The sequence below is a fragment of the Actinoallomurus sp. NPDC052308 genome, from assembly GCF_040679195.1.
GTDB lineage: Bacteria > Actinomycetota > Actinomycetes > Streptosporangiales > Streptosporangiaceae > Actinoallomurus > Actinoallomurus liliacearum.
On record NZ_JBFAUM010000001.1, the window covers coordinates 35,499 to 58,539 of the forward strand.

Genomic DNA, 23,041 nt, shown 5'->3' on the forward strand with positions numbered 1-23,041 from the left:
CTGGAGAATGGGGGCGTGGGACCTGATCCGGCGGTCGCGGCGGTACGCCTCGCGGTCCGCGGCGCCCTCCGCGAGATCGACGCGGGCGATCTGGTGCTCGTCGCGTGCAGCGGCGGTGCCGACTCGCTCGCGCTGGCCGGGGCGCTGGCCTTCGAGGCGACCAGATCCGGCCATCGGGCCGGTGGCGTCACCGTCGACCACGGCCTGCAGGACGGCTCGGCCGAGCGCGCGGCCGAGGTCGTACGGACGATGACGCGGCTCGGTCTCGAGCCGGCCGAGGCCGTGCGTGTGACCGTCGGGACGTCCGGCGGCCCCGAGGCCGCCGCCCGCGACGCCCGGTACGCCGCGCTCGCCGACGCCGCCGCGCGCCATCGCGCCACCGCCGTCCTGCTCGGGCACACGCTGGACGACCAGGCCGAGACCGTGCTGCTCGGCCTCGCGCGCGGGTCGGGTGCCCGGTCCCTGGCCGGGATGCCGAGGGCGGCGGGCCGCTACCGCCGGCCGCTGCTCGGCCTCGACCGCGACCTGGTCCGCCGCGCCTGCCTGGCCATGGGCCTGGACCCGTGGGACGACCCGCACAACGGCGACCCGGCCTTCGCCCGGGCGCGGATCCGCCAGGACGTCCTGCCGCTGCTCGAGGAGGAGCTGGGGCCGGGCGTGGCGGGCGCGCTGGCCCGTACGGCGAGGATGCTCCGCGACGACGCCGACGCCCTCGACGCCTGGGCCGACCGCGCGTTCCAGGAGGCGGATACCGGCGGTGACGCCGAGACCGGCGGTGGCGCCGGGGGGTTCGGTCTGTCCGTCGAGGTGCTGGCCGGGCTGCCGCGGGCGGTGCGGACGCGGGTGCTGCGCCGGGCGGCGATCGCCGCGGGCAGCCCGCCGGGCACTCTGGCGGCCGTCCACGTCGACGCGGTGGACGCCCTCGTCACGGCCTGGCGGGGCCAGTCCCACGTGGACCTACCCGGCCGCGTTCAGGCTCGTCGCCGGTATGAAAAGCTGCTCTTCGGACCGTCCGAATCCTCAGAAATCTAGGCAACCTGCAGTTTTCGGACAGGCGTGAAGCGGACGGCATGATCGCGAAAGGCTCTGCGGTGGACGAAACGGACATGCGGGCAGATCTGGAGAAGGTGCTCATCCCCGAGGAGGAGCTCCAGGACAAGATCCGGGAGCTCGCCGCCCAGATCGACACCGACTACGCGGGCCGGGAGATCCTGCTCGTCGGAGTGCTCAAAGGCGCGGTCATGGTCATGGCGGACCTGGCCCGCGCCCTGCACGCGCCGATCTCGATGGACTGGATGGCCGTCTCCTCGTACGGCTCCGGGACCCAGTCCTCCGGCGTCGTACGGATCCTCAAGGACCTCGACGCGGACATCATGGGCCGCCACGTCCTGATCGTCGAGGACATCATCGACTCGGGGCTCACCCTGCACTGGCTGATGAGCAACCTGGAGTCGCGCGGCCCGGCGTCACTGGAGGTCTGCACGCTGCTGCGCAAGCCGGACGCCGCCAAGATCGAGGTCGACGTGAAGTACGTCGGGTTCGACATCCCGAACGAGTTCGTGATCGGCTACGGCCTCGACTACGACGAGCGCTACCGCAACCTTCCGTTCGTGGGAACACTTGCCCCACACGTCTACGGTGGAAGTGGGGAACAAGAGGGTTAGTTCAGTACGTTGCTAGTTGCGAAGTAGGACACCGGTCGTCGTGCTGCGGTCTTCCGTGAGACCGGTGTACCTTCGGTATCCCGGCTGCAATGCGGGGAGCCACACTCGGGAAGGCCGCCTCGTCGCATTACGCGGCGGGGTCTTGGAGACGCTGGTCAGGAGGGACGGGCCCCATCGTGGGGCACCGCATAAATGGATCTGAAGCGCTACTTTCGTGGGCCGTTGCTGTGGATTCTGGCCTTCGGGGCGCTGGTGCTCCTCGTCATGTACGGGATCAATCCCGGCGGCTCGTACGAGAAGGCCGATACCTCGAAGGTCGTCCAGGCCATCCAGAACAATCAGGTCAAGTCCGCCCAGATCATCGACAAGGATCAGCGGATCGAGGTCAAGCTCAACAACGGCAAGCAGCTCCAGGCCAACTGGGTCAGCGGCCAGGGTAACGAGCTGGCCAAGCTGCTGCAGCAGAAGGCCGACCAGGGCCAGCTGAAGAGCTACAACACCTCGGTGCCGAAGCAGAACGTCTTCTTGAGCCTGCTGTTCAGCTTCCTGCCGATCGTCGTCGTCGTGCTGATCTTCCTGTTCATCATGAACCAGATGCAGGGCGGCGGCTCGAGGGTGATGAACTTCGGCAAGTCGCGGGCCAAGCTGGTCACCAAGGACACGCCGAAGACGACCTTCGCGGACGTCGCCGGGGCCGACGAGGCGATCGAGGAGCTGCAGGAGATCAAGGAGTTCCTGCAGAACCCCGCCAAGTTCCAGGCGATCGGGGCGAAGATCCCCAAGGGCGTGCTGCTGTACGGCTCGCCGGGTACCGGTAAGACGCTGCTGGCCCGCGCCGTGGCGGGTGAGGCCGGTGTGCCGTTCTACTCGATCTCCGGTTCGGACTTCGTGGAGATGTTCGTCGGTGTCGGCGCCTCGCGCGTCCGTGACCTGTTCGAGCAGGCCAAGGCGAACGCCCCCTCGATCATCTTCGTCGACGAGATCGACGCGGTCGGCCGGCACCGTGGTGCCGGGCTCGGCGGCGGTCACGACGAGCGCGAGCAGACGCTGAACCAGCTGCTCGTCGAGATGGACGGCTTCGACGTCAAGGGCGGCGTGATCTTGATCGCCGCGACCAACCGGCCGGACATCCTCGACCCGGCGCTGCTGCGCCCGGGCCGCTTCGACCGGCAGATCGTCATCGACCGGCCGGACCTGGAGGGCCGTAAGGGCATCCTGCGGGTGCACGGCCGCGGCAAGCCGTTCGCGCCGGACGTCGACCTGGACACCATCGCCCGCCGTACTCCGGGCTTCACCGGCGCCGACCTCGCCAACGTGATCAACGAGGCGGCCCTGCTGACGGCGCGCATGGACCGCAAGCAGATCGACATGAACACCCTCGAAGAGGCGATCGACCGGGTCATGGCCGGCCCGGAGCGCAAGAGCCGGGTCATGTCCGACCGGGAGAAGAAGACGATCGCCTACCACGAGGGCGGTCACGCGCTCGTGGCGCACGCGCTGCCGAACGCCGACCCCGTGCACAAGATCACAATCTTGTCCCGTGGGCAGGCGCTGGGCTACACGATGACGCTGCCGATGGAGGACAAGTTCCTCGCGAGCCGGTCGGAGATGCTCGACCAGCTGGCGATGTTGCTCGGCGGTCGTACCGCCGAGGAGCTGGTCTTCCACGAGCCGACCACCGGCGCGGCCAACGACATCGAGAAGGCCACCTCGATCGCCCGCAAGATGGTCACCGAGTACGGCATGTCCGAGCGTCTCGGCGCCCGCAAGTTCGGCGAGGGCAACGGCGAGCCGTTCCTGGGCCGGGAGATGTCGCACAACCGTGACTACTCCGAGGAGATCGCCTCGGCGATCGACGACGAGGTCCGGCGGCTGATCGAGTCGGCGCACGACATCGCGTGGGAGATCCTGGTCGAGTACCGCGACGTGCTCGACGACCTGGTGCTGCATCTCATGGAGAAGGAGACCCTCTCCAAGCAGCAGGTGCTGGAGATCTTCGAGCCCGTGCAGAAGCGCCCGGCCGCCCCGTCGTACAGCGGTTACGGCAAGCGGCTCCCGTCGGACCGCCCGCCGGTGCTGACGCCGAAGGAGCTGGCGCTGCTCGGCCCGAAGGACGTCCAGGACCTCACCCAGGGCAACGGCAGCGGTTCGTCCCGCCCAGCGCTGGGCGAGCAGCACAAGGACAGCGACACCGAAGGCAAGGCGTGAGTGAGGAGCCCGTTCTCCACGGGCCGCCGGTCGACCAGGCACGGATCGAGAAGGCGGTACGGGAGATCCTGATCGCGGTCGGGGAGGACCCCGACCGCGACGGGCTGCTCGACACCCCGGCGCGGGTCGCCCGCGCGTACGCCGAGCAGTTCGCGGGGCTGCGCCAGGAGCCTGAGGACGTCCTGACCACGGTCTTCGACGCCGACCACGACGAGATGGTGCTCGTCAAGGACATCGAGGTGTACAGCACCTGCGAGCACCACCTCGTGCCGTTCCACGGCGTCGCGCACGTCGGCTACACGCCGAACGCCCGCGGGCAGATCACCGGGCTGTCCAAGCTGGCCCGGCTCGTCGACGTGTACGCGCGGCGACCCCAGGTGCAGGAGCGCATGACGTCGCAGATCGCCGACGCGCTGATGGAGATCCTGAAGCCGCGCGGCGTGATCGTCGTGATCGAGGCCGAGCACCTGTGCATGACCATGCGCGGGGTGCGCAAGCCCGGCGCGCGGACGGTGACCTCGGCGGTGCGGGGCGACTTCCGCGAGTCGCCGAGCACCCGCGCGGAGGCGATGAGCCTCATCCTCGGCCGCTGACACCTGGGCGGCTGACACGTGTGCCGTCGGCCTCGGGCCGGCGGCACCTGCCCTCAAGGTGACGACCTCCTGACCGAGCGGGCGAGTGGCGAACTCCACGCCTTGAGCAATCGTCGAACGAGTAGTTCAGCGTTGCGGGAGACTGCTGCGGCCGGATTCCGAGGAATCGATGGCGGTGTTGATGGCGAACCGGGCGAACCCGGGTGACGACGACGCTGTGGGGCCGTGATGGGAGACACGAAGCAGAACGCGCCGACCCGCCCGGAGCCGGGCGGGCGCGCGCCGGAGCGCCGCCGGCAGCGGCGCTGGGTGCCGGCCGTCGCCGGCTGGCTGTCCTTCCTGATCGGCCTGCACGACGTCGTCGGGGCGCTGCTGCCGGAGTGGCACCGCCGGATGGTGCGGCTTGACGAGTACGTCCCCGGCTCGGTGAACAACGCGGCCCGTACGGCGACGCTCGTCGCCGGGCTGCTCCTGCTCCTGCTGTCCCACGGCCTGCGCCGCCGCAAGCGCCGCGCGTGGCGCGCGGTGGTCGGCCTGCTCGCCTTCACGATCGTCTCCCACGTCGTCAAGGACTTCGCGCTGTCGGCCATCGTCGCGGCGGCGCTGCTGGGGGCGTTGATCTACTTCCGCCGGGAGTTCTACGCGACCGGCGACCCGCGGACCCGGTGGCGGGCGCTGTGGGTCGGGTCGTTCCTGGCCGCGGCCAGCGTCGGGGTCGGCCTGCTGTTCATCGCGGTGAACCGGCACGGGCTCGTCCGCGACTACTCCCTCTCCGAGCAGTTGTGGCACGTGGTCACCGGCCTGTTCGGCGCCTCCGGCCCGGTGACGTTCGTCTCCGACCGCCGGAACGACCTGTTCAGCCTGATCCTCGGCACGCTCGGCCTGTTCACCGCGGGGACGACCGCCTTCTTGTTCCTCCGCCCGGCCGAGCCCGCCCCCTCGATGTCCGCCGAGGACGAGGAGCGGATCCGGGACCTGCTCGCCCGGCAGGGCACCCGTGACTCGCTCGGCTACTTCTCGCTGCGCCGGGACAAGAGCGTGATCTGGTCGCCGACCGGCAAGGCGTGCGTCACGTACCGCGTGGTGTCCGGCGTGATGCTGGCCGGGGGAGACCCGATCGGCGACCCGGAGGCGTGGCCCGGCGCGATCGAGGCGTTCCTGGAGGAGGCGGCCCGGCACGCCTGGGCGCCCGCCGTGATGGGCTGCAGCGAGCTCGCCGCGGAGGTCTGGTGCCGCGACACGGGCCTGTCGGCGCTCGAGCTCGGCGACGAGGCGATCGTGGACGTTGCCGAGTTCTCCCTGGAGGGCCGGACGATGCGCAACGTCCGGCAGATGGTGAACCGGGTGGCCCGCCAGGGCTACACCGCCGAGGTCCGCCGCGAGAAGGACTACGCACCCGAGGAGCTGACGGCGCTGTGGGCCCAGGCGGACGCCTGGCGCGGCACCGACACCGAGCGGGGGTTCTCGATGGCGCTGGGCCGCGTGGGCGAGCCCGGCGACGAGGAGTGCGTGGTCGCCACCGCGAAGAACGACGGCGAGCTGCACGCCATCCTGCACTTTGTGCCCTGGGGCGCCGACGGGCTGTCCCTCGACCTCATGCGGCGCGACCGGTCCGCCCAGCCCGGCCTCAACGACTTCCTGATCGTCGAGGCGCTCAAGGCCGCCCCGGACCTCGGCGTCAAGCGGATCTCGCTGAACTTCGCGGTGTTCCGCGCGGCGCTGGCCCGCGGCGAGCGGATCGGCGCCGGTCCCGTCCTCAAGGCGTGGCGCGGCCTGCTGATCTTCCTGTCCCGCTGGTTCCAGATCGAGTCGCTGTACAAGTTCAACGCCAAGTTCCAGCCGGAGTGGCAGCCGAGGTTCTTCGTCTACCCGAGCCTCAACGACGCGCCCCGCATCGCGCTGGCGGCGCTGGAGGCCGAGGCGTTCATCGTCTGGCCGCGCCTGCGCATCCCCGGTCTGAAACGACCATGATCACCGGGACCCTCTAGTCTGGCGATATGACCATGAGCGTCGCCGGCCTGCCCGATCCCGGGCGCTGCCTCGTCATGGGCGTCGTCAACGTCACGCCCGATTCGTTCTCCGACGGCGGCGCCTGGTTCGACCATGACGCCGCCATCCGCCGGGGCCTCGATCTCGTCGCCGAAGGCGCCGACATCGTCGACGTCGGCGGCGAGTCGACCCGGCCCGGCGCCCAGCGGGTGTCCCTGCGCGAGGAGCTGCGCCGGGTCGTCCCGGTGATCGAGGCGCTGTCCGCCGAGGGGGTGCCGGTCAGCGTCGACACGATGCGGGCGGAGGTCGCCGAGGCGGCCGTCGCGGCCGGGGCCCGGCTGGTCAACGACGTGAGCGGCGGGCTGGCCGACCCCGCCATGCCGCGCGCGGTCGCGAAGGCGGCCGTCCCGTACGTCGTCATGCACTGGCGCGGGCACAGCCACGACATGGACAAGCGCGCCGTCTACGCCGACGTCGTACGCGAGGTGCGCGACGAGCTGCGCGCCCGCATCGACGCGGTCGTCGACGAGGGCGTCGACCCGGCCCTCCTGATTGTCGACCCCGGTCTCGGCTTCGCCAAGCGGCCGGAGGACAACCACAACTGGACGCTCCTCGCCCATCTGGACGCCCTGCTGGCCCTGGGCCACCCCATCCTGGTGGCCGCCTCGCGCAAACGGTTCCTGGGCCGGTTGCTCGCCGCCCCCGACGGAACGCCCCGCCCGTTCGACGAGTCCGACGACGCCACGGTCGCGATCACCGCGCTCGCCGCCGCCGCCGGAGCATGGTGCGTCCGCGTGCACGAGGTCCGGCCCAGCGCGGACGCCGTACGCGTCGCCGCCGCCTGGGGAGCCGCCCGGTGACCGAGCTGGACGTACGGGCGATCGAGGGCGTGCACGCCGAGTTCTACGCCGCGTTCGAGTCCGCGGACCTCGACCGGATGGGCGCGGTCTGGGCGGACGGCGCGTACGCCGACGACGTGGTCTGCGTCCATCCGGGCTGGCCGGTGATCCGGGGCCGTGGCGCGGTCCTGCGCTCATGGGCGTTGATCATGGCAAACACCCCGTACATCCAGTTCGTGCTGACCGACACCCAGATCAAGATCTCCGGCGATCAGGCCGTCGTCAGCTGCGCGGAGAACATCATCACCGCCGCTGAGGAGACCGACATCGGGTTGACCTCCGGGGGAAGCGTGGTGACCACCAACGTGTTCGTACGTACGGAGGCCGGGTGGCGGCTGTGGCTTCACCACGGCTCGCCCGTCCTGGGCAGGGAGGAAGAGACCGAGTGACAGTGAATGGCGACCGGATCGTGCTGCGCGGCCTGCGCGCGTGGGGCCGGCACGGCGTCCTGCCCGCCGAACGCGAACTCGGGCAGGAGTTCGTCATCGATGTCACGTTGGGTCTTGACATCCGCCCGGCCGCGGCCGGAGATGATCTATTGCGTACCGTCGACTATGGGGCACTGGCCGACCGGCTCGTGTCCGTGGTCGAAGGCGAACCCGTCAACCTGATCGAGACGCTGGCCGAGCGACTGGCGGCCCGCTGTCTCGACGTGGCACAGGTCGAGAGCGTGGAGATCACCGTGCACAAACCCAACGCCCCTGTGCCCCATCCCTTCACCGACGTGGCCGTGACCATCCACCGGAGCCGCTCATGACGACTTCTGAGCAGAAAAGCCGGACCGTGCTGTCGCTGGGCAGCAACCTCGGCGACCGCCTCGACAATTTGCAGGAGGGCATCGACGCGCTGTTCGACGCACCCGGCCTCGACTTCATCGCGATCTCCCCGGTCTACGAGACCAAACCGGTCGGTGGCCCGGAGCAGGACGACTTCCTCAACGTGGTGATCGTCGCGGACAGCAGCGTGGCGCCGCAGTCGCTGCTCGAACGCGTGCTGAACATCGAGGAGTCGATGGACCGTGTCCGGGACGTCCACTGGGGGCCCCGCACGCTCGACATCGACATCGTCACCGTGAACGACGTGACCTCGGACGCCCCGGAGCTGGTCCTGCCGCACCCGCGCGCCCACGAACGGGCGTTCGTGCTGGTGCCCTGGGCGGACGTCGACCCGGACGCCTTGCTGCCGGGCCGGGGCCGCGTCGCGGACCTGCTGCCGGCGGTCGCCGGGCAGGAGCTCCGGCGCCGCGACGACCTCTCCCTGCAGCCGCCCGCGTGAAGCCGACCCGGATCACGGTCCTGGCCGCCGTACTGATCGGCGTCGCCGTCGTCGTGTGGGCGGTGGTGCGCTTTCTGTACACCTCGCTGCCGGTCCTGCCCTGGACGATGGTGCCGTCGCTGCTGCTGCTCGCCCTCGGCGAGCTGTACACGGCGTTCTTCACGCGCGCCCGCATCCAGCGCCGGTCCGGCACGAAGCCGATCGAGCCGCTGGTCGCCGCCCGGCTGGCGGCCCTGGCCAAGGCGAGCTCGCACGCCGCCGCCGTGCTGGCCGGCGGCTTCGCCGGGATGGCCGTCTACCTGATCTCGTCGCTGGACAAGCCGACGCCCCGGCGCGACTTCTTCGTCAGCGGCGGCACCGCACTGGCCGGCATCGCGCTGATCGGCGCGGCGCTCTTCCTGGAGTACTCCTGCCGCGTGCCGAAGGGCCCGGAGGACGAGAACGACCACCGGCACGCCTCGCGCATCTGAGTGTCGGTGGCGGCTGCCATGCTTCGTGCGGCGGCTGACCGAGACGGGAGGGGCGTATGGCGTCCACAGAACAGGTGCGTGAGATCGCGCTGGCGCTGCCCGAGGCCGAGGAGCGCGAGACGTGGGGCAGGCCGACCTTCCGGGTCCGCGACCGGATCTTCGCGATGCTGTCGGAGGACGGCGCCTTCGCGAGCGTGAAGGCCACGAAGGACGAGCAGACGGCGCTGCTCGCCGAGGAGCCGGAGATCTTCTCCTTCCCGGCGTACGTCGGGCGGCACGGCTGGATCGGCGTCGACGTGCCGCGGGTCGACGTCGACCATCTCCGTGAGCTGCTCACCGACGCCTGGCGCCTCACCGCCCCCAAGCGCCTCGTGCGGGCCCAGGACGCGGACCGCTAGCCGAGGCCCGGCCCGAAGGCCGTGGAGGGACAGCGGTCTCTTCATGCGCCTCATGCTCCGCGCCGGGAGCGGCCGACGGATCGCCGAGACCACCGATCTTTCCCCCTCGCCCGTACGGCGGAGGCGGGCCGCCGGCGCTCCGTCGCGCGACCGATGGCGGAGAACAGTTGCCATGTACATAGTAGCCATGTATATTGTTTCTCATGAGCGGGACACCGATGGTGCCGACGCCGGGCTACCTCGTCTGGCGGTTGGCGAACAAGTGGCGGGTCGCGGTCGACCGCACGCTGGCGCCGCTGAACCTGACGCACGCGCAGTACGTGCTGCTGGCCTCGCTGTACGGCATCGAGAGTGCCGGGCGGCGGCCCAGCCAGCGTGAGCTGGCCGACCACGCCGGCCTGGAGGCGCTGTACGTCTCGAAGCTCGCCCGGACGCTGGAGGCCGACGGCCTCATCGAGCGCACCCGCGACCTCGCCGACACCCGCGCCGTACGTCTCGCCCTCACCGACCGGGGCCGCGAGGCCGTACGGCCGGCCCTGAGCCAGGTCCAGGAGCTGCTCGACCGGCTCCTGACCCCGCTCGGCGGCCAGGACGATCCGCGCGCCGCGGCGTTCGTCCGCGACCTGAGCGCCCTCCTGGACGCCCCCCTCGACCTGCCACGAAAGGACTCCTGACATGCCAGAGATCCGGGTACTCGACTCGACCATGCACTACGAGGACACGGGAGGTGACGGGACGGTCTTCGTCTTCCTGCACGGCAATCCGGGCTCGTCCCACCTGTGGCGCGACGTGATGCGCGCCGTGGGGCCGGGCCGCCTGCTCGCCCCCGACCTGATCGGGATGGGCCGCTCCGGCAAGCCCGACATCCCCTACGCCTTCGCCGACCATGCCCGGTACCTCGACGCCTGGTTCGACGCCCTCGGCCTGGACCGCGTCGTCCTGGTCGGCCACGACTGGGGCGGCGCGCTCGCCTTCGACCGGGCGGCCCGCCATCCCGACCGCGTCCTCGGCCTGGCCTTTCTCGAGACCTTCGTCAGGCCGATGGCCTGGGAGGACCTGTCGCCGCAGGCCCGCAAGCGCTCCGAGACCATCCGCACTCCCGGAGTCGGCGAGGAGATGGTCCTCGAGCAGAACCTCTTCGTCCGCCAGGCCTTCACCGGCGGCGTCCTCACCCCGGTCTCCGACGAGGACCTGGCCACCTACCTCGCCCCGTACCCGACCCCGGAGAGCCGTCGCCCGATCCTCGCCTGGGCTCGCCAGTTTCCGCTCGGCGGTGAGCCGGCCGAGCTGGTCGCCCGCATCGAGGCGTACGACGAGTGGCTGGCGACCAGCCCGGACGTCCCGAAGCTGCTCATGACCTTCGAGGGCTCGCCGACGCTGCTCATCGGCGACGAGCTGGCGGCTTGGTGCGCGGCCAACATCGCCGCCCTGGAGATCGTCGCCTGCGGCAAGTCCGGCCACCACGCCCCGGAGGACCGCCCGGAGGAGATCGCCGCCGCCGTCTCCGACTGGGCGGACCGCCACGGCCTGCGCTAGAAGCCCGTCACGTCAGCCGGAAGTGGACGATCACGATCTCGTCGGTCGGCTGGATCTCCGGGTAGTGGTACCGGAGCCGGGCCTGTAGCTCGGCGAGCTCGCGGAAACCGTCCGCGACGGCGTCCGCCTCGGTGAGCTCGGCGACGCGTTTGCCGACGACCTCGGTGATCAGGCCCGGCAGCGTGACCTCCTCGTCCAGTTCGAACACCAGGTTCACCGGCCCGATCGTCCCCGGGTCTCGGAACCGGATCGTGGTGACCTTCGTGCCCGCCCGTACGGCGTCGAGGTAGTCGCGGTGGAAGTGCAGGGACGGAACGGCCGCAGGATCCCGCCCGGCGGCCTCCGCGTGAGCGGCGGGCTCCTGCCCGGCGGCCCCCGCGTGACCCGCCCAGACATAGGCCCAGGGCAGCAGGTCGCCGATGGCGACACTGCGGACGCCCTCGGCCGTGTCGATCAGGATGCGGATGCGCGGGTGGTGGTCGAGCAGGATCTGCCGGTCCCGGCCGCACGGGGCGAGCACGCCGCGCCCCTGCCCGCCGACCGCCACGATCGTGGTGAGCTCACGGGCGCCGGCGGCGCGGGCGTGCCCCAGCGCCACGAGCTCCGCGCAGGGCCCGCCGGTGAAGTGGTACACGTTGATGCCGCCGAACACCCGTCCCCGCGCATCCCGCACCGCCGCCCCGACGGTGTGCACCTCGCCGTCACCGTTCTCCTCGACGATCCGCCGGGCGAACTCGACCAGCCGCAGGTCTTCTTCCGTCGGGGGCAGCGTGGGGATGTCCATTCCGCGCAGCTTAGGACACCGGCCGGCACGGCAGAGCGGGGCGGACAGACCCTGCGGTTTTCCGCACCCTGGCCGGGCGGCCGCCCGCATTACGCCACGTCCGTACGGTCTCTAGCGTCGTCGGCATGATCGAGATGAGCACCGCGGCGGAGCCGGCCGGCGGGATCGCCGGGTTGGCCGCCGACATCATGCAGTCCCTCGGCGCGCCCGGAGCCGGCCTGGCCAACGCGGTCGACACCGTGTTCCCGTTCATCCCAGTGAGTGGCGGCTACAGCCGCCGCGTCCTCGTGGTGTTGCGCTACCTCGGCTCCTGATCACCGGCGATCATTGCGCCCTATGCGCAGCGATCGCCAGTGATCACTGCACCAGGTCATGCCGTCAGCAGGCCGAGGCCGAGGCTGAGGACGCCCGCCGCGAGGGACAGCGCGCCGATCCACAGCATCCAGACGAATCGGTTGGGCGCGGTGGCGCCGCGACCGGCGGAGGCGGCGAAGAACCCGCCGGACATCAGGATGGCGGCCACCGGTACGCCCAGCCGGGCGGTCCACAGCAGCACGCCGGTCAGGCCGGTGGCGTCCGCGTAGAGCAGGCCGATCAGGCTGAGCAGTACGAGGACGCCGGCGTGGCCGTGTCCGGCGCGCGCGAAGGCGCGCTGGAAGTCGGTCATCGGCACGCCGCCGCGCGCGATCCGGGTCATGAACCAGCCGCCGAACTCGATGGTGACGATCGTGAGGAGCACGGCCCCGGCGATCATCCGGGACTCGGTGCTGAGGGCCAGAGTGTGCATGGCGAAGTCCTTGGTGGTGAGAGGGCTATCGGGACACGGAGGCGGGCCTCGCGGGAACGACGCGGAGCCGGCGCGCGAGACGCCGGGCCGCCGCGCCGTCGGACGCCCGGACCGCCCAGACGGCGACCGCGACGTAGAGCGCCTGTTCGGGGATCCGCTGCCACAGCGGAGTCGCCTCGCCGCCGTGGAAGGGCACGTGAGCGACGGACGCGTAGATGTTGGCCGGAAGCAGCAGGACGAACAGCGCGGCCAGTCCGACCCCGGCCGCCCACCGCGTGGCGGTGACCACCAGGCCGACCGCGCCGAGCAGTTCCAGAACGCCCGTCACGTACACCATCGCGTCGGCGAACGGGACGAACGGCGGCACCATCCGGACCATGTCGCCGTGGTTCGGCATCACGGTCACGCTCGCCGGGACGAAGTGCGCGCTCGCCGTGACGACGAGCATGACCGCCAGCGCGTGCGCCGCGCTGACGGACCAGCCCGCGAACCGTCGCACACCGAGCGCACCAAGGAGACGAAAGCCCAGCAGGGAACCGCCGAGGACTAGGTAGACCACGACCCCTCCGATCAGAGTGGATAGTCCCGCTATCCGTTATATGGGTAGTGATACTATCCATAAAGTCGGAGAGGATGGCAAGGATGCGTATCGGGGAGTTGAGTCGGCGATCGGGCGTCTCGGTGCCGACGATCAAGTTCTACCTGCGGGAGGGCCTGCTGCCGCCCGGCGAGCTGACCAGCCCCAACCAGGCGGACTACGCCGATGGGCACCTGCGCAGGCTCCGGCTGATCCGGGCCCTCATCGATCTGGCCGGTCTTCCGGTGGTGCGCGTCAAGGAGGTGCTGGAGTCGCTCGACGCCGGCGATGAGGCCCTGCACCACCGAATCGGGGCCGTGCACCGCGCCCTCGCCCCGCCGCGCCAACCGGTCGAGAGTGACGACACCCGCGCCGAGGCCCAGGTCCGTGAGTTGATCGAGAAGAGAGGCTGGGCGATCGAGCCGGACGCGCCCGCCATCGCGACGCTGGCCGAGACCATCGCCGTTCTCCACACGCTCGGCCAGGGCGACCTGGCCGCCGACCTGGACTCCTACGCCGATGCCGTCGAACGGCTCGCCGAGCGCGAGGTCGCGGCGGTCGCCTCCCGCCCGGACCCCGACCGCATCGCCGAGAGCGTCGTCATCGGGACCATCCTGGGGGAGAGGCTCATCACGGCCCTCCGGCTCCTGGCCCAGGAGCACATCTCGGCCCGGCTTCTGGGCCCGCGTCGGGTGACCCGCGATCGGAATGAACGGTTCGATACGGGGAATCTCCTGGCGGCACCAGCGCGGCACAGCCGAAGGAGTGAGTGTGATGGGACTGTTCACCCGCTCGAAGTCGAAGGTCCGGACGCATCGTAAGCCGACGAGGCGGGAGCGCCGCGCCGCCGAGCGGACCGCCCAGGCCGAGGCGAGACTGCGGGAGACCGAAAGGAAGATCCACGAGCTCGCGGGCGAGGCGCGGGCCGAGCTCAAGAGATCTGCCTGAGCGGTCAGGGCGCTCAGCTCCGTCGGCGTCGGCTCGACGCCGGAAGCGCAGAGGGCAATCGGCGGAACAGGCTGGCTTTCGGCCGCATCGGCGATGCCGGGGGCACCGCCGTTCGCGGCGGGCCTGGCCTGGCTCGGCTGAGAGCCCTGCGCGCGAGACATTTTCCTGCTGCGGGGATCATTTGTGAGCCTGAAGGAACGCGGGTATGTCGGCGCGGGTCGGGTAGTTGGGCAAGGGGGCCGGTTCGTTCGCAAGGAATGCGGTGATGACGGCGGCGGCTCGTTCGTTGTTGTCGTCCAGGCCGTTCCACATGTGGTGTCCGACGCCGGGTATGTACTGGGTGCGCTGGATGGCGGGGTCGTCGGCGAGGACGGTGGTCTCCCATTGGCGGATTTGCGCGGAGCACTCGGCGATCATGAGCATCGCGGGGGTGTGAGAGCGGCCCAGCTGTGGAGCGATGGAGGGCGAGTCCTTGATCGTCTGATCGACGTGGAGGCTCGCGGCGGCGCTGAAGGAGAAGTTCGCCGCCGTGTCCTCGGTGGGGATGCGGTGCGCGTCCCGTGCGCAGTAGCCGGACGCGGTGTCGCTGCCGAGATCGGCGGCCTTGAACGCGTTGTCGCCTTCGGCCTGCCCGATCAGGCCGGTGCTGGGGCTGAGGAGCCCTAGTCGCATGAGGCCGAACGCGACGGCGTATCGGGGGACACGCGTCGATCGTGGTCCGGTCATGGCCGGTGCGAGACCACGCGCGGAAGGCCGCCCCCGCTGCCCGGTGATCCGCGCGGTGGGTCCGTCCATGGGGCCGGGCTCTGCGATGATCGCCCGGTGCACGTGGGCGGCGACGTGCGGGTCGGCGAGCGCCCGGGTGAGCACCACCGCACCTGAGGAGAACCCGAGGACGTCGGCCGGGCCCTTGCCCAGACGGTCGACGAAGGCGCCGAGATCGCGGACCGACCTGGAAATGGTGTACTGCCCCATGGGGAGCAGATGGCTTCGTCCGCCGCCCGCCTGTTCGTAGGTATAGACGTCGTAACCCTGGTGTGCCAGGAGTTGCAGGAACCGGTGGTCGAGCACCGAGATGCCGCGGACGGGTCCGCCGTTGAGGTACACGAGGGGCCGTGGATGCCGGGTGCCGTCCTGGGCGGGCGGATAGTGGTACACCGCGACCCGGCTTCCGGTGGCCAGGCTCCAATACCGCGTCGCCACGAACGGTAGGGCGCTCGGATAACGCCGTTCTCTGGGCACGGTCGGAACGCAGACCGATGCCGTCAGTGCCGCGACGACGATCACCGGCAGGAGCCGCACCAGACGGGTCGGCCAGGTACGCCGACGGCTCCGCCACAGCACGACGGCCGCGCCGATGCCGAGCGTCGTCAGCCAGGCGGCGAGTCCCGAGCCCGCCCCGTCCGTCAGGACGATCAGTGCGAGGAACAGGACGACCAGCGCGATGACCGCAACCAGGCTCAGGCCGAGACGACCGGCGAAGCGGACAGGACGGATGAACGGTTTCGGCATCGGCGGTCCTCGCAATAGTTTCCAAACACTGTTTCAAAACAACGTTAGCAGCTTCGCTAAGCTGGTCGTCGTGGGTAGGCCGAGAACGAACGACGACACCGTCAAGGAGCGGCTCGTCGAGTCCGCGACCGAGATGTTCGCCACCCGCCCGCGGGAGTCGATCACCGTGCGCGCCCTGGCCGCCGCCGCCGGGACATCCACCGCGGCCCTGTACTCGCTGTTCGGTGACAAGGACGGGCTGATCGGCGAGGTGCGCGACAGGGCGGTCGCCGGGCTGTTCAAGGACCTGTCGGCGGTGCCCGCCTCCGACGACTCCCTCGCCGACCTTTATGCGCTCGCCGTCGCCTACCGGGGATGGGGGCGCGAGCACCGCCACCTTTACACCGTGTTGTTCGGTGGCGTGCAGTCCTTCGATCCGTCGGGCGCGGTCGGTGCCGCCGACCCGGTACGACCGCTCATCGACGCGATAGGTCGCGCCGTGGCGGCGTCAGTACTGGCCGGCGACGCGACATCCATCGCCATCTCCATCTGGGTCACCCTGCACGGACTCGTGACTCTCGAACTGGGCGGGGCGCTCGACGCCGCCACGGCCGAGACGGTATTTCGATCGACGATCCTCGCGACGCTGCGGGGCTGGACGACCCCGCCGGTGTTCGGCACCCTTCGGCGCGCCGAAGCCGCGCCGTCGTGTTGACGCACCGGCCTATCCGCTGACGCCGATCGCGGCGTGACGGCAGACCTGGCCTGGTTCGGCCAAACGCTGTGTGCGTGATGCCCGGAATGTAAGGTTTGTGATCTTCATTCTGCGGTGTGGTGGAGGGTGGCCATGGGGTCGGCGAGACGTGCGCTCATCACCGGGGTCGCCGGTGCTCTCGTCCTCGGCTCGCTGCCCGCGACCGCCTCGGCGACGACCTGGCGGTACCTCACGATCAAGGGGCTGAGCCGCGCCGGGAAGGTGCCCTGGATCACCGCGCAGATCTACGACCCGGCGGCCAAGAAGTCCTGGCCGGTGATGGGCCGCGACAACGCCGTGGCGAAGCTGCCGGACAAGCGGACGTACGAGATCTACGCGACGCTCGCGCGGAACGAGCCGGGGGAGTCGCCCGAGAACACCGTGGTCCTGGCCACGTACAAGCTGTCCAAGGGCCACGACCACGTCACGCTCAGCGCCAAGGGCGGGAAGGCGATCGACCTGTCGGTCGGCGACCCGTCCGTGCAGGGCCGGATCCGGGTGCACGTACGGCACGGCGCGATGGACTTCACCACCGACGACGTTCCCGGGCGGCTGTACGCGGTGCCGGTCACGCGTTCCGGGGTGACGTTCACGCAGGGCAGCACCTGGACCGGGTCCGGCACGCTGTACCGCCTCGGCACCTCCTACTCCGGGGGCATTCCCGCCGGCGTCACCCAGCACGTCACCAAGGCCGACCTCGCGGAGGTCAAGGTCACCTACCGGTCCTTCGGCGACGGGATGAAGGCGAACCCGCGCTGCCAGGGCACCGCCTGGGGCGGCGACGACGAGCTGTGGTTCGACGCGCCCACGACCCTCACCGAGTACGTCCAGCCGGGGGTGGCCTGCAAGCGGGAGCTGTGGTACGAGTCGTCGTCCCACCCGCTGTTCGGCAACGTCACCCTGGCCACCCGGACGTACGCCAAGGGCACGGCGCCCGCCGAGACCTGGAACGCCGCGGTGTTCGGGCCCGCCGCACCCGGTGGTTACCGGACGGGCGACCAGTTGCACTACACGCCGGTCAACCTGCTGTCCGACGCTCCCGGCAACTGGGGATTCGACCAGTTCACCATCGCGAACGTGAAGCTCCAGGCCGGCACCAAGACGCTCGGACTCGACGCGTACGAACCGGACGTCACCCTCGGGAAGTCGGCGACGACCTACCACCTCGACGTGACGGCCACCCGCGACGCCGCCGAGGCGACGCTGTCCGACCGCGTCCAGGTGAGCTGGGTGTTCACATCGGCGCGGACGTCGAAGAAGACGGTGCTGCCGCTCAGCACCGTACGGTTCGCGCCGCGTGGCCTCGACGACCGGAACGCCGCCGCGCCCGGCTCCACCACCGAGATCCCGGTCCGCGTCGTGACCAACCCCGGCGCGACCGCGCACGCGGTCACGACGCTGACGGTCGAGGCGTCCACAGACGGGTCCAAGACCTGGCAGACCCTCCCGGTCGTGAACGGGACGGTGTCCGTGACCAATCCGGCCGAGCCGGGCTATGTCGACCTGCGGGCGACGGCCGTCGACAGCGCGGGGAACCAGGTGACGGAGACCGTCTCGCGCGCCTACCGGGTGGCGGGCTGAGCGCCACGGGCGGTCGCGCCTGCGCGCGGTTCGGTCACCAGTGGTTCGGGCAGGCGTCGCGAGGACGGGTCGCCACGGCCGAGACGGCCGCTCGATCACCCGCCGACCCCGCTCTCGCGACCCGTACCGCCGCATTCATCGCCGCTCGGTGGGGCATTCCTGATTCCGGCCACCTCAGCCGGGCCCTCAAGAAGGAGTTCGGCCTCACCGCGGCCGGGATCCGCCGCACGTCACCACCGAGTGGCAACGGCCGTGGCGCGGATCTGTGATCACGTCCGGCCCTTGCGTCGCGACATTCCGGCTGTGTACGCGAAACGGCGAATCGGCGAGCACGGATTGGCGGACGAAACGGTGATTCGGTTTCACCGCGACCCTATGCTTCGGTTGTCCGCGATCAATTGACTCGAATGGGTGGACGAGATGGCCGACGACCGGACGTCGTTCATCCAGAACCTGGTGCGCCTGCTCAAGGAGCACGGCCGGCCCATCGAGTGACCTAGCCGGACGTCACGACGCGTTCGCCCTTCGACAGGCCCGAGGTGATCTCGACGTACGTGTCACCGCGCACGCCGACCTTGACGGTACGGGTGACGGTGCGGTCGCCCTGCCGCACCCGGACGGTGGAGGTGCCGTTCGCCGCGGTCCGTACGGCCGATGAGGGCACGTGGAGCACGTCCGCCGCGGACGCCGTGGTGACCGACACGGTTCCGGACTGGCCGATCAGCACCTTGGACGGCACGTCGTCGAAGGCGATCATCACGCCGTACTTGACGAGCTGGTCGCTGGTCGTCGCGTTGGTGTCGACGTGCGTGACCGACCCGGCGTAGGTCTTCGTGCTGTCCGTGCTGAGGGTGATCTTGGCTTCCTGACCGACGTGGATGTGCGCCACGTCGTTCTGGGAGAACGTCGCCTGCAATTGAAGCTCGTTCAGGTCCCCGATGGTGATGAACGTGCTCGACGCCGAGACCGTGTCACCGCCGTGGCCGTTCACGGCGAGGACGGTGCCGTCGATCGGCGCCTTGATGACCGTTCCGGCCAGCGCCCGCTCCGCCTGGGTGAGGGTGTTCTTGGCCTGGATGACCCGCGCCTCGAGCTGCGCCGCCGAGGTCGTGCCGCCCTGGGGCGTACCACCGCCGGAGGAGTTTCCGGAGGCCGGCGCTTTCGACGTTCGCGTGTTCTGCGGGGTGCTCGGCCGGGTCGACGGGCTTTTCGTCGAACTCGGTGTGCTCGTCTTCGCCGAGGGCGTCGGGGTCGGCGAGACCGTCGGCCGGTAGGCGGCCAGGGCGATGGTCGCGCGGTCCGCGGTCGTCGCCGCGGCCGCGTCGGCGCTCGTCGTACCGCTCCCGGAGGACTCGGCGGCCTCGGCGGCGGCCAGCGCGGCGCGGGCCGCCGCGACGTCCTCGAGAGCCACGGTCTGGTCGACGCGGGCCAGGCGGGTACCCGCGTGCACCTTCGCGCCGACCTTGACGTACACCCTCTTCACCGTGCCGGACGTGCTGAACGCCAGGTCGCGGCTGTCGGCGCTCGTGACGTTCCCCGCCGCGCCCGCCGTGGCGGTCACCTCGCCCTCGGCCACCGTCGCGTACGTCGGTGCCGCCCCGCTCCCACCGCCGGTGCCGACGGCGACGGCCGTCACCGCGCCGATCACGGCGACGCCGATTAGGCCGGTCGCCACCTGGGTACGTTTCAGCCGGAAATTCGGCGCGGACACCCGAAAGCTCATGGCGTGCCATGATGACGAGCCCGGATGAGACCAATCTGGGCCTTAAATGAGAGTTTCCTGGGGAAGATCTCTCATCGTATTTTCATTTTTAAATTAGGGTGATCCAACCTTCCTCCGCCAGCTTGTGTCAGGTGAAACGTCTACTCGGACGCAGATCCCTCGTGATCAACGGCGCGCTGGGCGTGCTGTTGGTCACCGGCATCGGCGTCGGATATCTCTCGCTGACCGGCGGAGACGATTCGGCCGGCGCGTCCGCCCTCAGCCGTACGTCCCGGGTCACGCGCGGCACCGTCGTCTCGTCGGTGTCGGCCTCGGGATCGGTGGCGAGCGCCAGGAGCCGTTCGCTGTCGTTCACGACCTCCGGCACGGTCGCCAAGATCTATGTCCAGGCGGGTGACAAGGTCTCCAAGGGCGAACTGCTGGCCCGGCTCGACACGACCTCCGCCCAGGAGAACCTCACCTCGGCCAAGGCGAACCTCACCGCGGCCGCGGACGGCGACACCTCCACCGCCTCCGGCTACTCCTCGTACGTCTCGGCGAAGAACGCCTACAACCAGGCCGTCCGCGCGCTGGCGGGGACCGAGCTGCGGGCGCCCTTCGCCGGCACGGTCGTCGCTCTCAACGGCACGGTCGGCGGCTCGTCCTCCGGCTCGGGCTCCTCCTCAAGCTCCGCTTCACAGGGCTCCTCGTCCGGGTCATCGGGCCAGGCCGGGAACGGCGGCGGCTCCGGTGGCTCGTCCGGGTCGTCGAGCACGAGCAGTTCGTCCTCGTCGGGGAGCGGGTTCATCGAGCTGGCCGACCCGAAGAAGCTCATGGTCACCGGGGAGTTCACCGAGGCCGACGCGATCAAGCTGAAGACCGGCCAGAAGGCGACCGTCTCCTTCGACGCACTCAGCGGCACGACCGCCACCGGCAAGGTCACCCAGATCGACATGTCGCCGACGACCAGCAACAACGTCGTGCAGTACGGCGCGACCATCACGCTGACCTCGATTCCGAGCTCCGTGCGGATCGGCCAGACCGCGACCGTTCAGGTGACCACGGCCACGGCGCAGAACGTCCTGTACGTCCCGGCGGCCGCCGTCCGTACCGCCGGTGGGCAGAGCACGGTCACCGTCCTGCAGAACGGCAGGCAGACCGTCAAGACCGTGACGACCGGCGTCAAGGGCAACCAGGGCACCGAGATCAAGTCCGGGCTGAACGAGGGCGACCAAGTGGTGATCACCACGACGACGACCAGCACGAGCGGCTCCAGCGGCTTCGGCCGGGCCGGCGGCGGGCTCGGCGGCGGCATCGGCGGCGGCGGTGGCGCGCCCGGCGGCGGCGCTCCCGGGGGAGGCCGGCCGTGACGCCCGAACCCGCGGTCCTTGACGTCCGCGCGCTGACCAAGGTGTACGGCCAGGGCGACACCGCCGTGCACGCGCTGCGCGGCGTGTCCCTCCGCGTGGAGCGCGGCGACTACGTCGCCATCATGGGGGCGTCCGGGTCCGGCAAGTCGACGCTCATGAACATCCTCGGCTGCCTCGACGTACCGAGCGGCGGCCGGTACCTGCTGGACGGGACCGACGTCGGCGTGCTCGACGAACGCCGGCTGTCCATCCTGCGCAACCGCAAGATCGGCTTCATCTTCCAGTCGTTCAACCTGATCCCGCGGATGTCCGCGCTCGCCAACGTCGAACTGCCGCTGGCGTACGGCGGCGTGAAGCCGGCGGAGCGCCGGACACGGGCCCGGGCCGCGCTCCGGCAGGTCGGACTCGGCGACCGCATGGACCACGAGCCGAACGAGCTGTCCGGCGGTCAGCAGCAGCGCGTCGCCGTCGCCCGCGCCCTCGTCACGTCGCCGGCGCTGCTGCTCGCCGACGAGCCCACCGGTAACCTGGACACCCGCTCCACCGCCGACGTGCTGGGCATCCTCGACCAGCTCAGCCTGTCCGGGCGCACCATCGTGCTGATCACCCACGAGGACGAGGTCGCCGCCCGCGCCAAGCGGGTGATCCGGCTGGTCGACGGCGAGATCATCGAGGACCGCCGGCAGGCCCCGGTGGACGGCCCGCCGCCCGCCGCCGCCTCCCTCGCGGAGGGCGCCCGGTGAGCCCCTGGGAGATCCTGCGGTTCGCCCTGCGCGGCCTGACCGCCAACAAGATGCGCAGCGCGCTGACCATGCTCGGCATCCTCATCGGCGTCGGCGCCGTGATCATGCTGGTGGCGGTCGGCAACGGCTCCTCCGAGCAGATCAAGAACAACATCTCCCGGCTCGGCGCCAACTCCCTCACCGTCTCGAAGTCGACCTCCGGCGGCGGGGCGGGCGGCTTCGGCGGCTTCGGCGGCATGCGGAACCGCCAGCAGTCCAACGGCCCCCGGACCCAGGCGCACGACCTCACCGTCGACGACGCCAAGGCGCTCGTCGACCCGGTGAACGCCCCCTCGGTCAAGAGCGCGTCGCCGGTGGTGACGTCCTCGTCCGTGACGACGACGTACGAGGGGACGAGCCACTCGATCAGCCAGTTCGTCGGGACCTACCCGTCCTACTTCAGTGCCGCGAACAAGGAGGTCGCGCGCGGCGCGGCCTTCACCGACGACGACGTGACGAGCGGCCGGAAGGTCCTGGTGATCGGCCAGACGGTCGCCGAGGACCTGTTCGGCACCGTCGACCCGCTGAACAAGCAGGTCAACGTGGGCGGCACGCCCTTCACGGTCGTCGGGGTGCTCAAGGAGTCCGGCTCGTCCGGCATGCAGGACGCCGACGACGTCGCGATCGGCCCGCTCACCACGGTGCAGCAGAACATCACCGGGTTCGGCGGGCTCGGCTCCATCGTCGTGGAGGCCAAGAACTCCAAGGTCACCGACCGGGCCCAGAGCGAGGTCACCGACATCCTGAACCAGCGGCACGACATCTCCGGGTCCAACACCGCCGACTTCCAGATCATGAACCAGGCCACCCTGCAGTCGGCGGTCAGCGCCTCCAGCAAGACCTTCACCGTGCTGCTCGGCGCGGTCGCGGCCATCAGCCTGCTGGTCGGCGGCATCGGGATCACCAACATCATGCTCGTCACCGTCACCGAACGGACCCGCGAGATCGGCATCCGCAAGGCCATCGGGGCTCCGAAGGGCGCGATCCTCGGCCAGTTCATCGCGGAGGCGACCGTGCTCAGCCTCGTCGGCGGCGTGCTCGGCGTGCTGGTCGGAGTCGTCGGCAGCCTCTTCAAGGTCGTCGGCGTCAAGCCGGTGATCGTGCCCTCCTCGATCGCGCTGGCGCTGGGCGTGTCCGTCGCGATCGGGCTGTTCTTCGGTAGCTACCCGGCCAACCGCGCGGCCAAGCTGCGCCCGATCGAGGCCCTGCGCCATGAGTGACCCGGAGGAGAAC

General features: G+C 70.4%; 25 protein-coding genes. 21 read left to right on the forward strand and 4 right to left on the reverse strand.

Going from position 1 to position 23,041, the window contains the following annotated elements; all coding sequences use genetic code 11:
* Positions 1 to 15: 15 nt before the first annotated feature.
* The 13 genes from tilS (at position 16) to AB0L00_RS00245 (ending at position 11,032) form a co-directional block, all read left to right on the forward strand.
* A complete protein-coding gene (tilS, locus tag AB0L00_RS00185) occupies positions 16 to 1,032 on the forward strand; it encodes a tRNA lysidine(34) synthetase TilS (protein WP_364426279.1) in 1,017 nt (338 codons plus the stop codon).
* A 59-nt stretch (positions 1,033 to 1,091) separates the two neighbouring features.
* Positions 1,092 to 1,664, forward strand: coding sequence for a hypoxanthine phosphoribosyltransferase (gene hpt, locus AB0L00_RS00190; protein WP_364426282.1), 573 nt, complete (start codon positions 1,092 to 1,094; stop codon positions 1,662 to 1,664).
* Between the two features lie 192 nt (positions 1,665 to 1,856).
* Positions 1,857 to 3,872, forward strand: coding sequence for an ATP-dependent zinc metalloprotease FtsH (ftsH, locus tag AB0L00_RS00195; RefSeq protein WP_364426284.1), 2,016 nt, complete (start codon positions 1,857 to 1,859; stop codon positions 3,870 to 3,872).
* A complete protein-coding gene (gene folE / locus AB0L00_RS00200) occupies positions 3,869 to 4,465 on the forward strand; it encodes a GTP cyclohydrolase I FolE (RefSeq protein WP_364426287.1) in 597 nt (198 codons plus the stop codon). The genes ftsH and folE overlap by 4 nt, the downstream gene beginning before the upstream one ends.
* Before the next feature lie 228 nt (positions 4,466 to 4,693).
* Positions 4,694 to 6,436, forward strand: a complete 1,743-nt coding sequence (locus AB0L00_RS00205) for a phosphatidylglycerol lysyltransferase domain-containing protein (protein ID WP_364426290.1) — start codon at positions 4,694 to 4,696, stop codon at positions 6,434 to 6,436.
* Between the two features lie 74 nt (positions 6,437 to 6,510).
* Positions 6,511 to 7,314: a dihydropteroate synthase gene (folP, locus tag AB0L00_RS00210; RefSeq protein WP_364428921.1), complete on the forward strand. Its 804-nt coding sequence runs from the start codon at positions 6,511 to 6,513 to the stop codon at positions 7,312 to 7,314.
* On the forward strand, positions 7,311 to 7,742 hold the full coding sequence (locus tag AB0L00_RS00215) for a nuclear transport factor 2 family protein (protein WP_345351785.1): 432 nt from the start codon (positions 7,311 to 7,313) through the stop codon (positions 7,740 to 7,742). The genes folP and AB0L00_RS00215 overlap by 4 nt, the downstream gene beginning before the upstream one ends.
* A gap of 2 nt (positions 7,743 to 7,744) precedes the next feature.
* Entirely contained in the window at positions 7,745 to 8,110 is a 366-nt protein-coding gene (gene folB / locus AB0L00_RS00220) for a dihydroneopterin aldolase (protein WP_345353664.1), read from the forward strand.
* Positions 8,107 to 8,628, forward strand: a complete 522-nt coding sequence (gene folK, locus AB0L00_RS00225; RefSeq protein WP_345351788.1) for a 2-amino-4-hydroxy-6-hydroxymethyldihydropteridine diphosphokinase — start codon at positions 8,107 to 8,109, stop codon at positions 8,626 to 8,628. Before folB ends, folK begins: the two co-directional genes overlap by 4 nt.
* Positions 8,625 to 9,098: a DUF3180 domain-containing protein gene (locus tag AB0L00_RS00230; protein WP_364426293.1), complete on the forward strand. Its 474-nt coding sequence runs from the start codon at positions 8,625 to 8,627 to the stop codon at positions 9,096 to 9,098. The genes folK and AB0L00_RS00230 overlap by 4 nt, the downstream gene beginning before the upstream one ends.
* Before the next feature lie 56 nt (positions 9,099 to 9,154).
* On the forward strand, positions 9,155 to 9,496 hold the full coding sequence (locus tag AB0L00_RS00235; RefSeq protein WP_364426296.1) for an MmcQ/YjbR family DNA-binding protein: 342 nt from the start codon (positions 9,155 to 9,157) through the stop codon (positions 9,494 to 9,496).
* A 203-nt stretch (positions 9,497 to 9,699) separates the two neighbouring features.
* On the forward strand, positions 9,700 to 10,170 hold the full coding sequence (locus AB0L00_RS00240; RefSeq protein WP_364426298.1) for a MarR family transcriptional regulator: 471 nt from the start codon (positions 9,700 to 9,702) through the stop codon (positions 10,168 to 10,170).
* Position 10,171: 1 nt separating this feature from the next.
* A complete protein-coding gene (locus AB0L00_RS00245; protein ID WP_364426301.1) occupies positions 10,172 to 11,032 on the forward strand; it encodes a haloalkane dehalogenase in 861 nt (286 codons plus the stop codon).
* 7 nt (positions 11,033 to 11,039) lie between these two features.
* Here AB0L00_RS00245 and AB0L00_RS00250 read toward each other — a convergent pair whose 3' ends face one another.
* Positions 11,040 to 11,816, reverse strand: coding sequence for an ASCH domain-containing protein (locus AB0L00_RS00250; RefSeq protein WP_364426304.1), 777 nt, complete (start codon positions 11,814 to 11,816; stop codon positions 11,040 to 11,042).
* 125 nt (positions 11,817 to 11,941) lie between these two features.
* Here AB0L00_RS00250 and AB0L00_RS00255 point away from each other — a divergent pair, with 125 nt between their 5' ends.
* Positions 11,942 to 12,130, forward strand: coding sequence for a hypothetical protein (locus AB0L00_RS00255; protein WP_364426307.1), 189 nt, complete (start codon positions 11,942 to 11,944; stop codon positions 12,128 to 12,130).
* A 56-nt stretch (positions 12,131 to 12,186) separates the two neighbouring features.
* Here the strand turns inward: AB0L00_RS00255 and AB0L00_RS00260 are convergent, their stop codons facing one another.
* Positions 12,187 to 12,603 carry a hypothetical protein gene (locus AB0L00_RS00260; protein ID WP_364426310.1) on the reverse strand — a complete coding sequence of 139 codons (417 nt, stop codon included), beginning with the start codon at positions 12,601 to 12,603 and terminating at the stop codon, positions 12,187 to 12,189.
* Positions 12,604 to 12,755: 152 nt separating this feature from the next.
* Between AB0L00_RS00260 and AB0L00_RS00265 the strand changes: the two genes are divergently transcribed.
* Together AB0L00_RS00265 and AB0L00_RS00270 are read left to right on the forward strand one after the other, a co-directional pair.
* On the forward strand, positions 12,756 to 12,803 hold the full coding sequence (locus AB0L00_RS00265) for a hypothetical protein (protein ID WP_364403257.1): 48 nt from the start codon (positions 12,756 to 12,758) through the stop codon (positions 12,801 to 12,803).
* Positions 12,804 to 13,236: 433 nt separating this feature from the next.
* Positions 13,237 to 14,001, forward strand: a complete 765-nt coding sequence (locus tag AB0L00_RS00270; protein WP_364426313.1) for a MerR family transcriptional regulator — start codon at positions 13,237 to 13,239, stop codon at positions 13,999 to 14,001.
* 304 nt (positions 14,002 to 14,305) lie between these two features.
* Here the strand turns inward: AB0L00_RS00270 and AB0L00_RS00275 are convergent, their stop codons facing one another.
* On the reverse strand, positions 14,306 to 15,640 hold the full coding sequence (locus tag AB0L00_RS00275) for an alpha/beta fold hydrolase (RefSeq protein ID WP_364426316.1): 1,335 nt from the start codon (positions 15,638 to 15,640) through the stop codon (positions 14,306 to 14,308).
* Positions 15,641 to 15,710: 70 nt separating this feature from the next.
* On the opposite strand from AB0L00_RS00275, the gene AB0L00_RS00280 reads away from it, so the two are divergent.
* On the forward strand, positions 15,711 to 16,334 hold the full coding sequence (locus AB0L00_RS00280) for a TetR-like C-terminal domain-containing protein (RefSeq protein WP_364426319.1): 624 nt from the start codon (positions 15,711 to 15,713) through the stop codon (positions 16,332 to 16,334).
* 132 nt (positions 16,335 to 16,466) lie between these two features.
* Complete coding sequence (locus tag AB0L00_RS00285) at positions 16,467 to 17,954, forward strand: hypothetical protein (RefSeq protein WP_364426322.1); 1,488 nt, start codon at positions 16,467 to 16,469, stop codon at positions 17,952 to 17,954.
* Between the two features lie 496 nt (positions 17,955 to 18,450).
* Here AB0L00_RS00285 and AB0L00_RS00290 read toward each other — a convergent pair whose 3' ends face one another.
* Positions 18,451 to 19,677 (reverse strand): efflux RND transporter periplasmic adaptor subunit, encoded by a 1,227-nt coding sequence (locus AB0L00_RS00290; RefSeq protein WP_364426325.1) that lies wholly within the window; start codon positions 19,675 to 19,677, stop codon positions 18,451 to 18,453.
* 131 nt (positions 19,678 to 19,808) lie between these two features.
* Here AB0L00_RS00290 and AB0L00_RS00295 point away from each other — a divergent pair, with 131 nt between their 5' ends.
* From AB0L00_RS00295 to AB0L00_RS00305, 3 genes are read left to right on the forward strand one after another with little or no spacing between them, the layout of a single operon-like run.
* Positions 19,809 to 21,026: an HlyD family efflux transporter periplasmic adaptor subunit gene (locus AB0L00_RS00295; protein ID WP_364426328.1), complete on the forward strand. Its 1,218-nt coding sequence runs from the start codon at positions 19,809 to 19,811 to the stop codon at positions 21,024 to 21,026.
* Positions 21,023 to 21,769, forward strand: a complete 747-nt coding sequence (locus tag AB0L00_RS00300; protein WP_364426331.1) for an ABC transporter ATP-binding protein — start codon at positions 21,023 to 21,025, stop codon at positions 21,767 to 21,769. Before AB0L00_RS00295 ends, AB0L00_RS00300 begins: the two co-directional genes overlap by 4 nt.
* Positions 21,766 to 23,028, forward strand: a complete 1,263-nt coding sequence (locus tag AB0L00_RS00305) for an ABC transporter permease (RefSeq protein ID WP_364426334.1) — start codon at positions 21,766 to 21,768, stop codon at positions 23,026 to 23,028. Before AB0L00_RS00300 ends, AB0L00_RS00305 begins: the two co-directional genes overlap by 4 nt.
* Positions 23,029 to 23,041 lie beyond the last annotated feature (13 nt).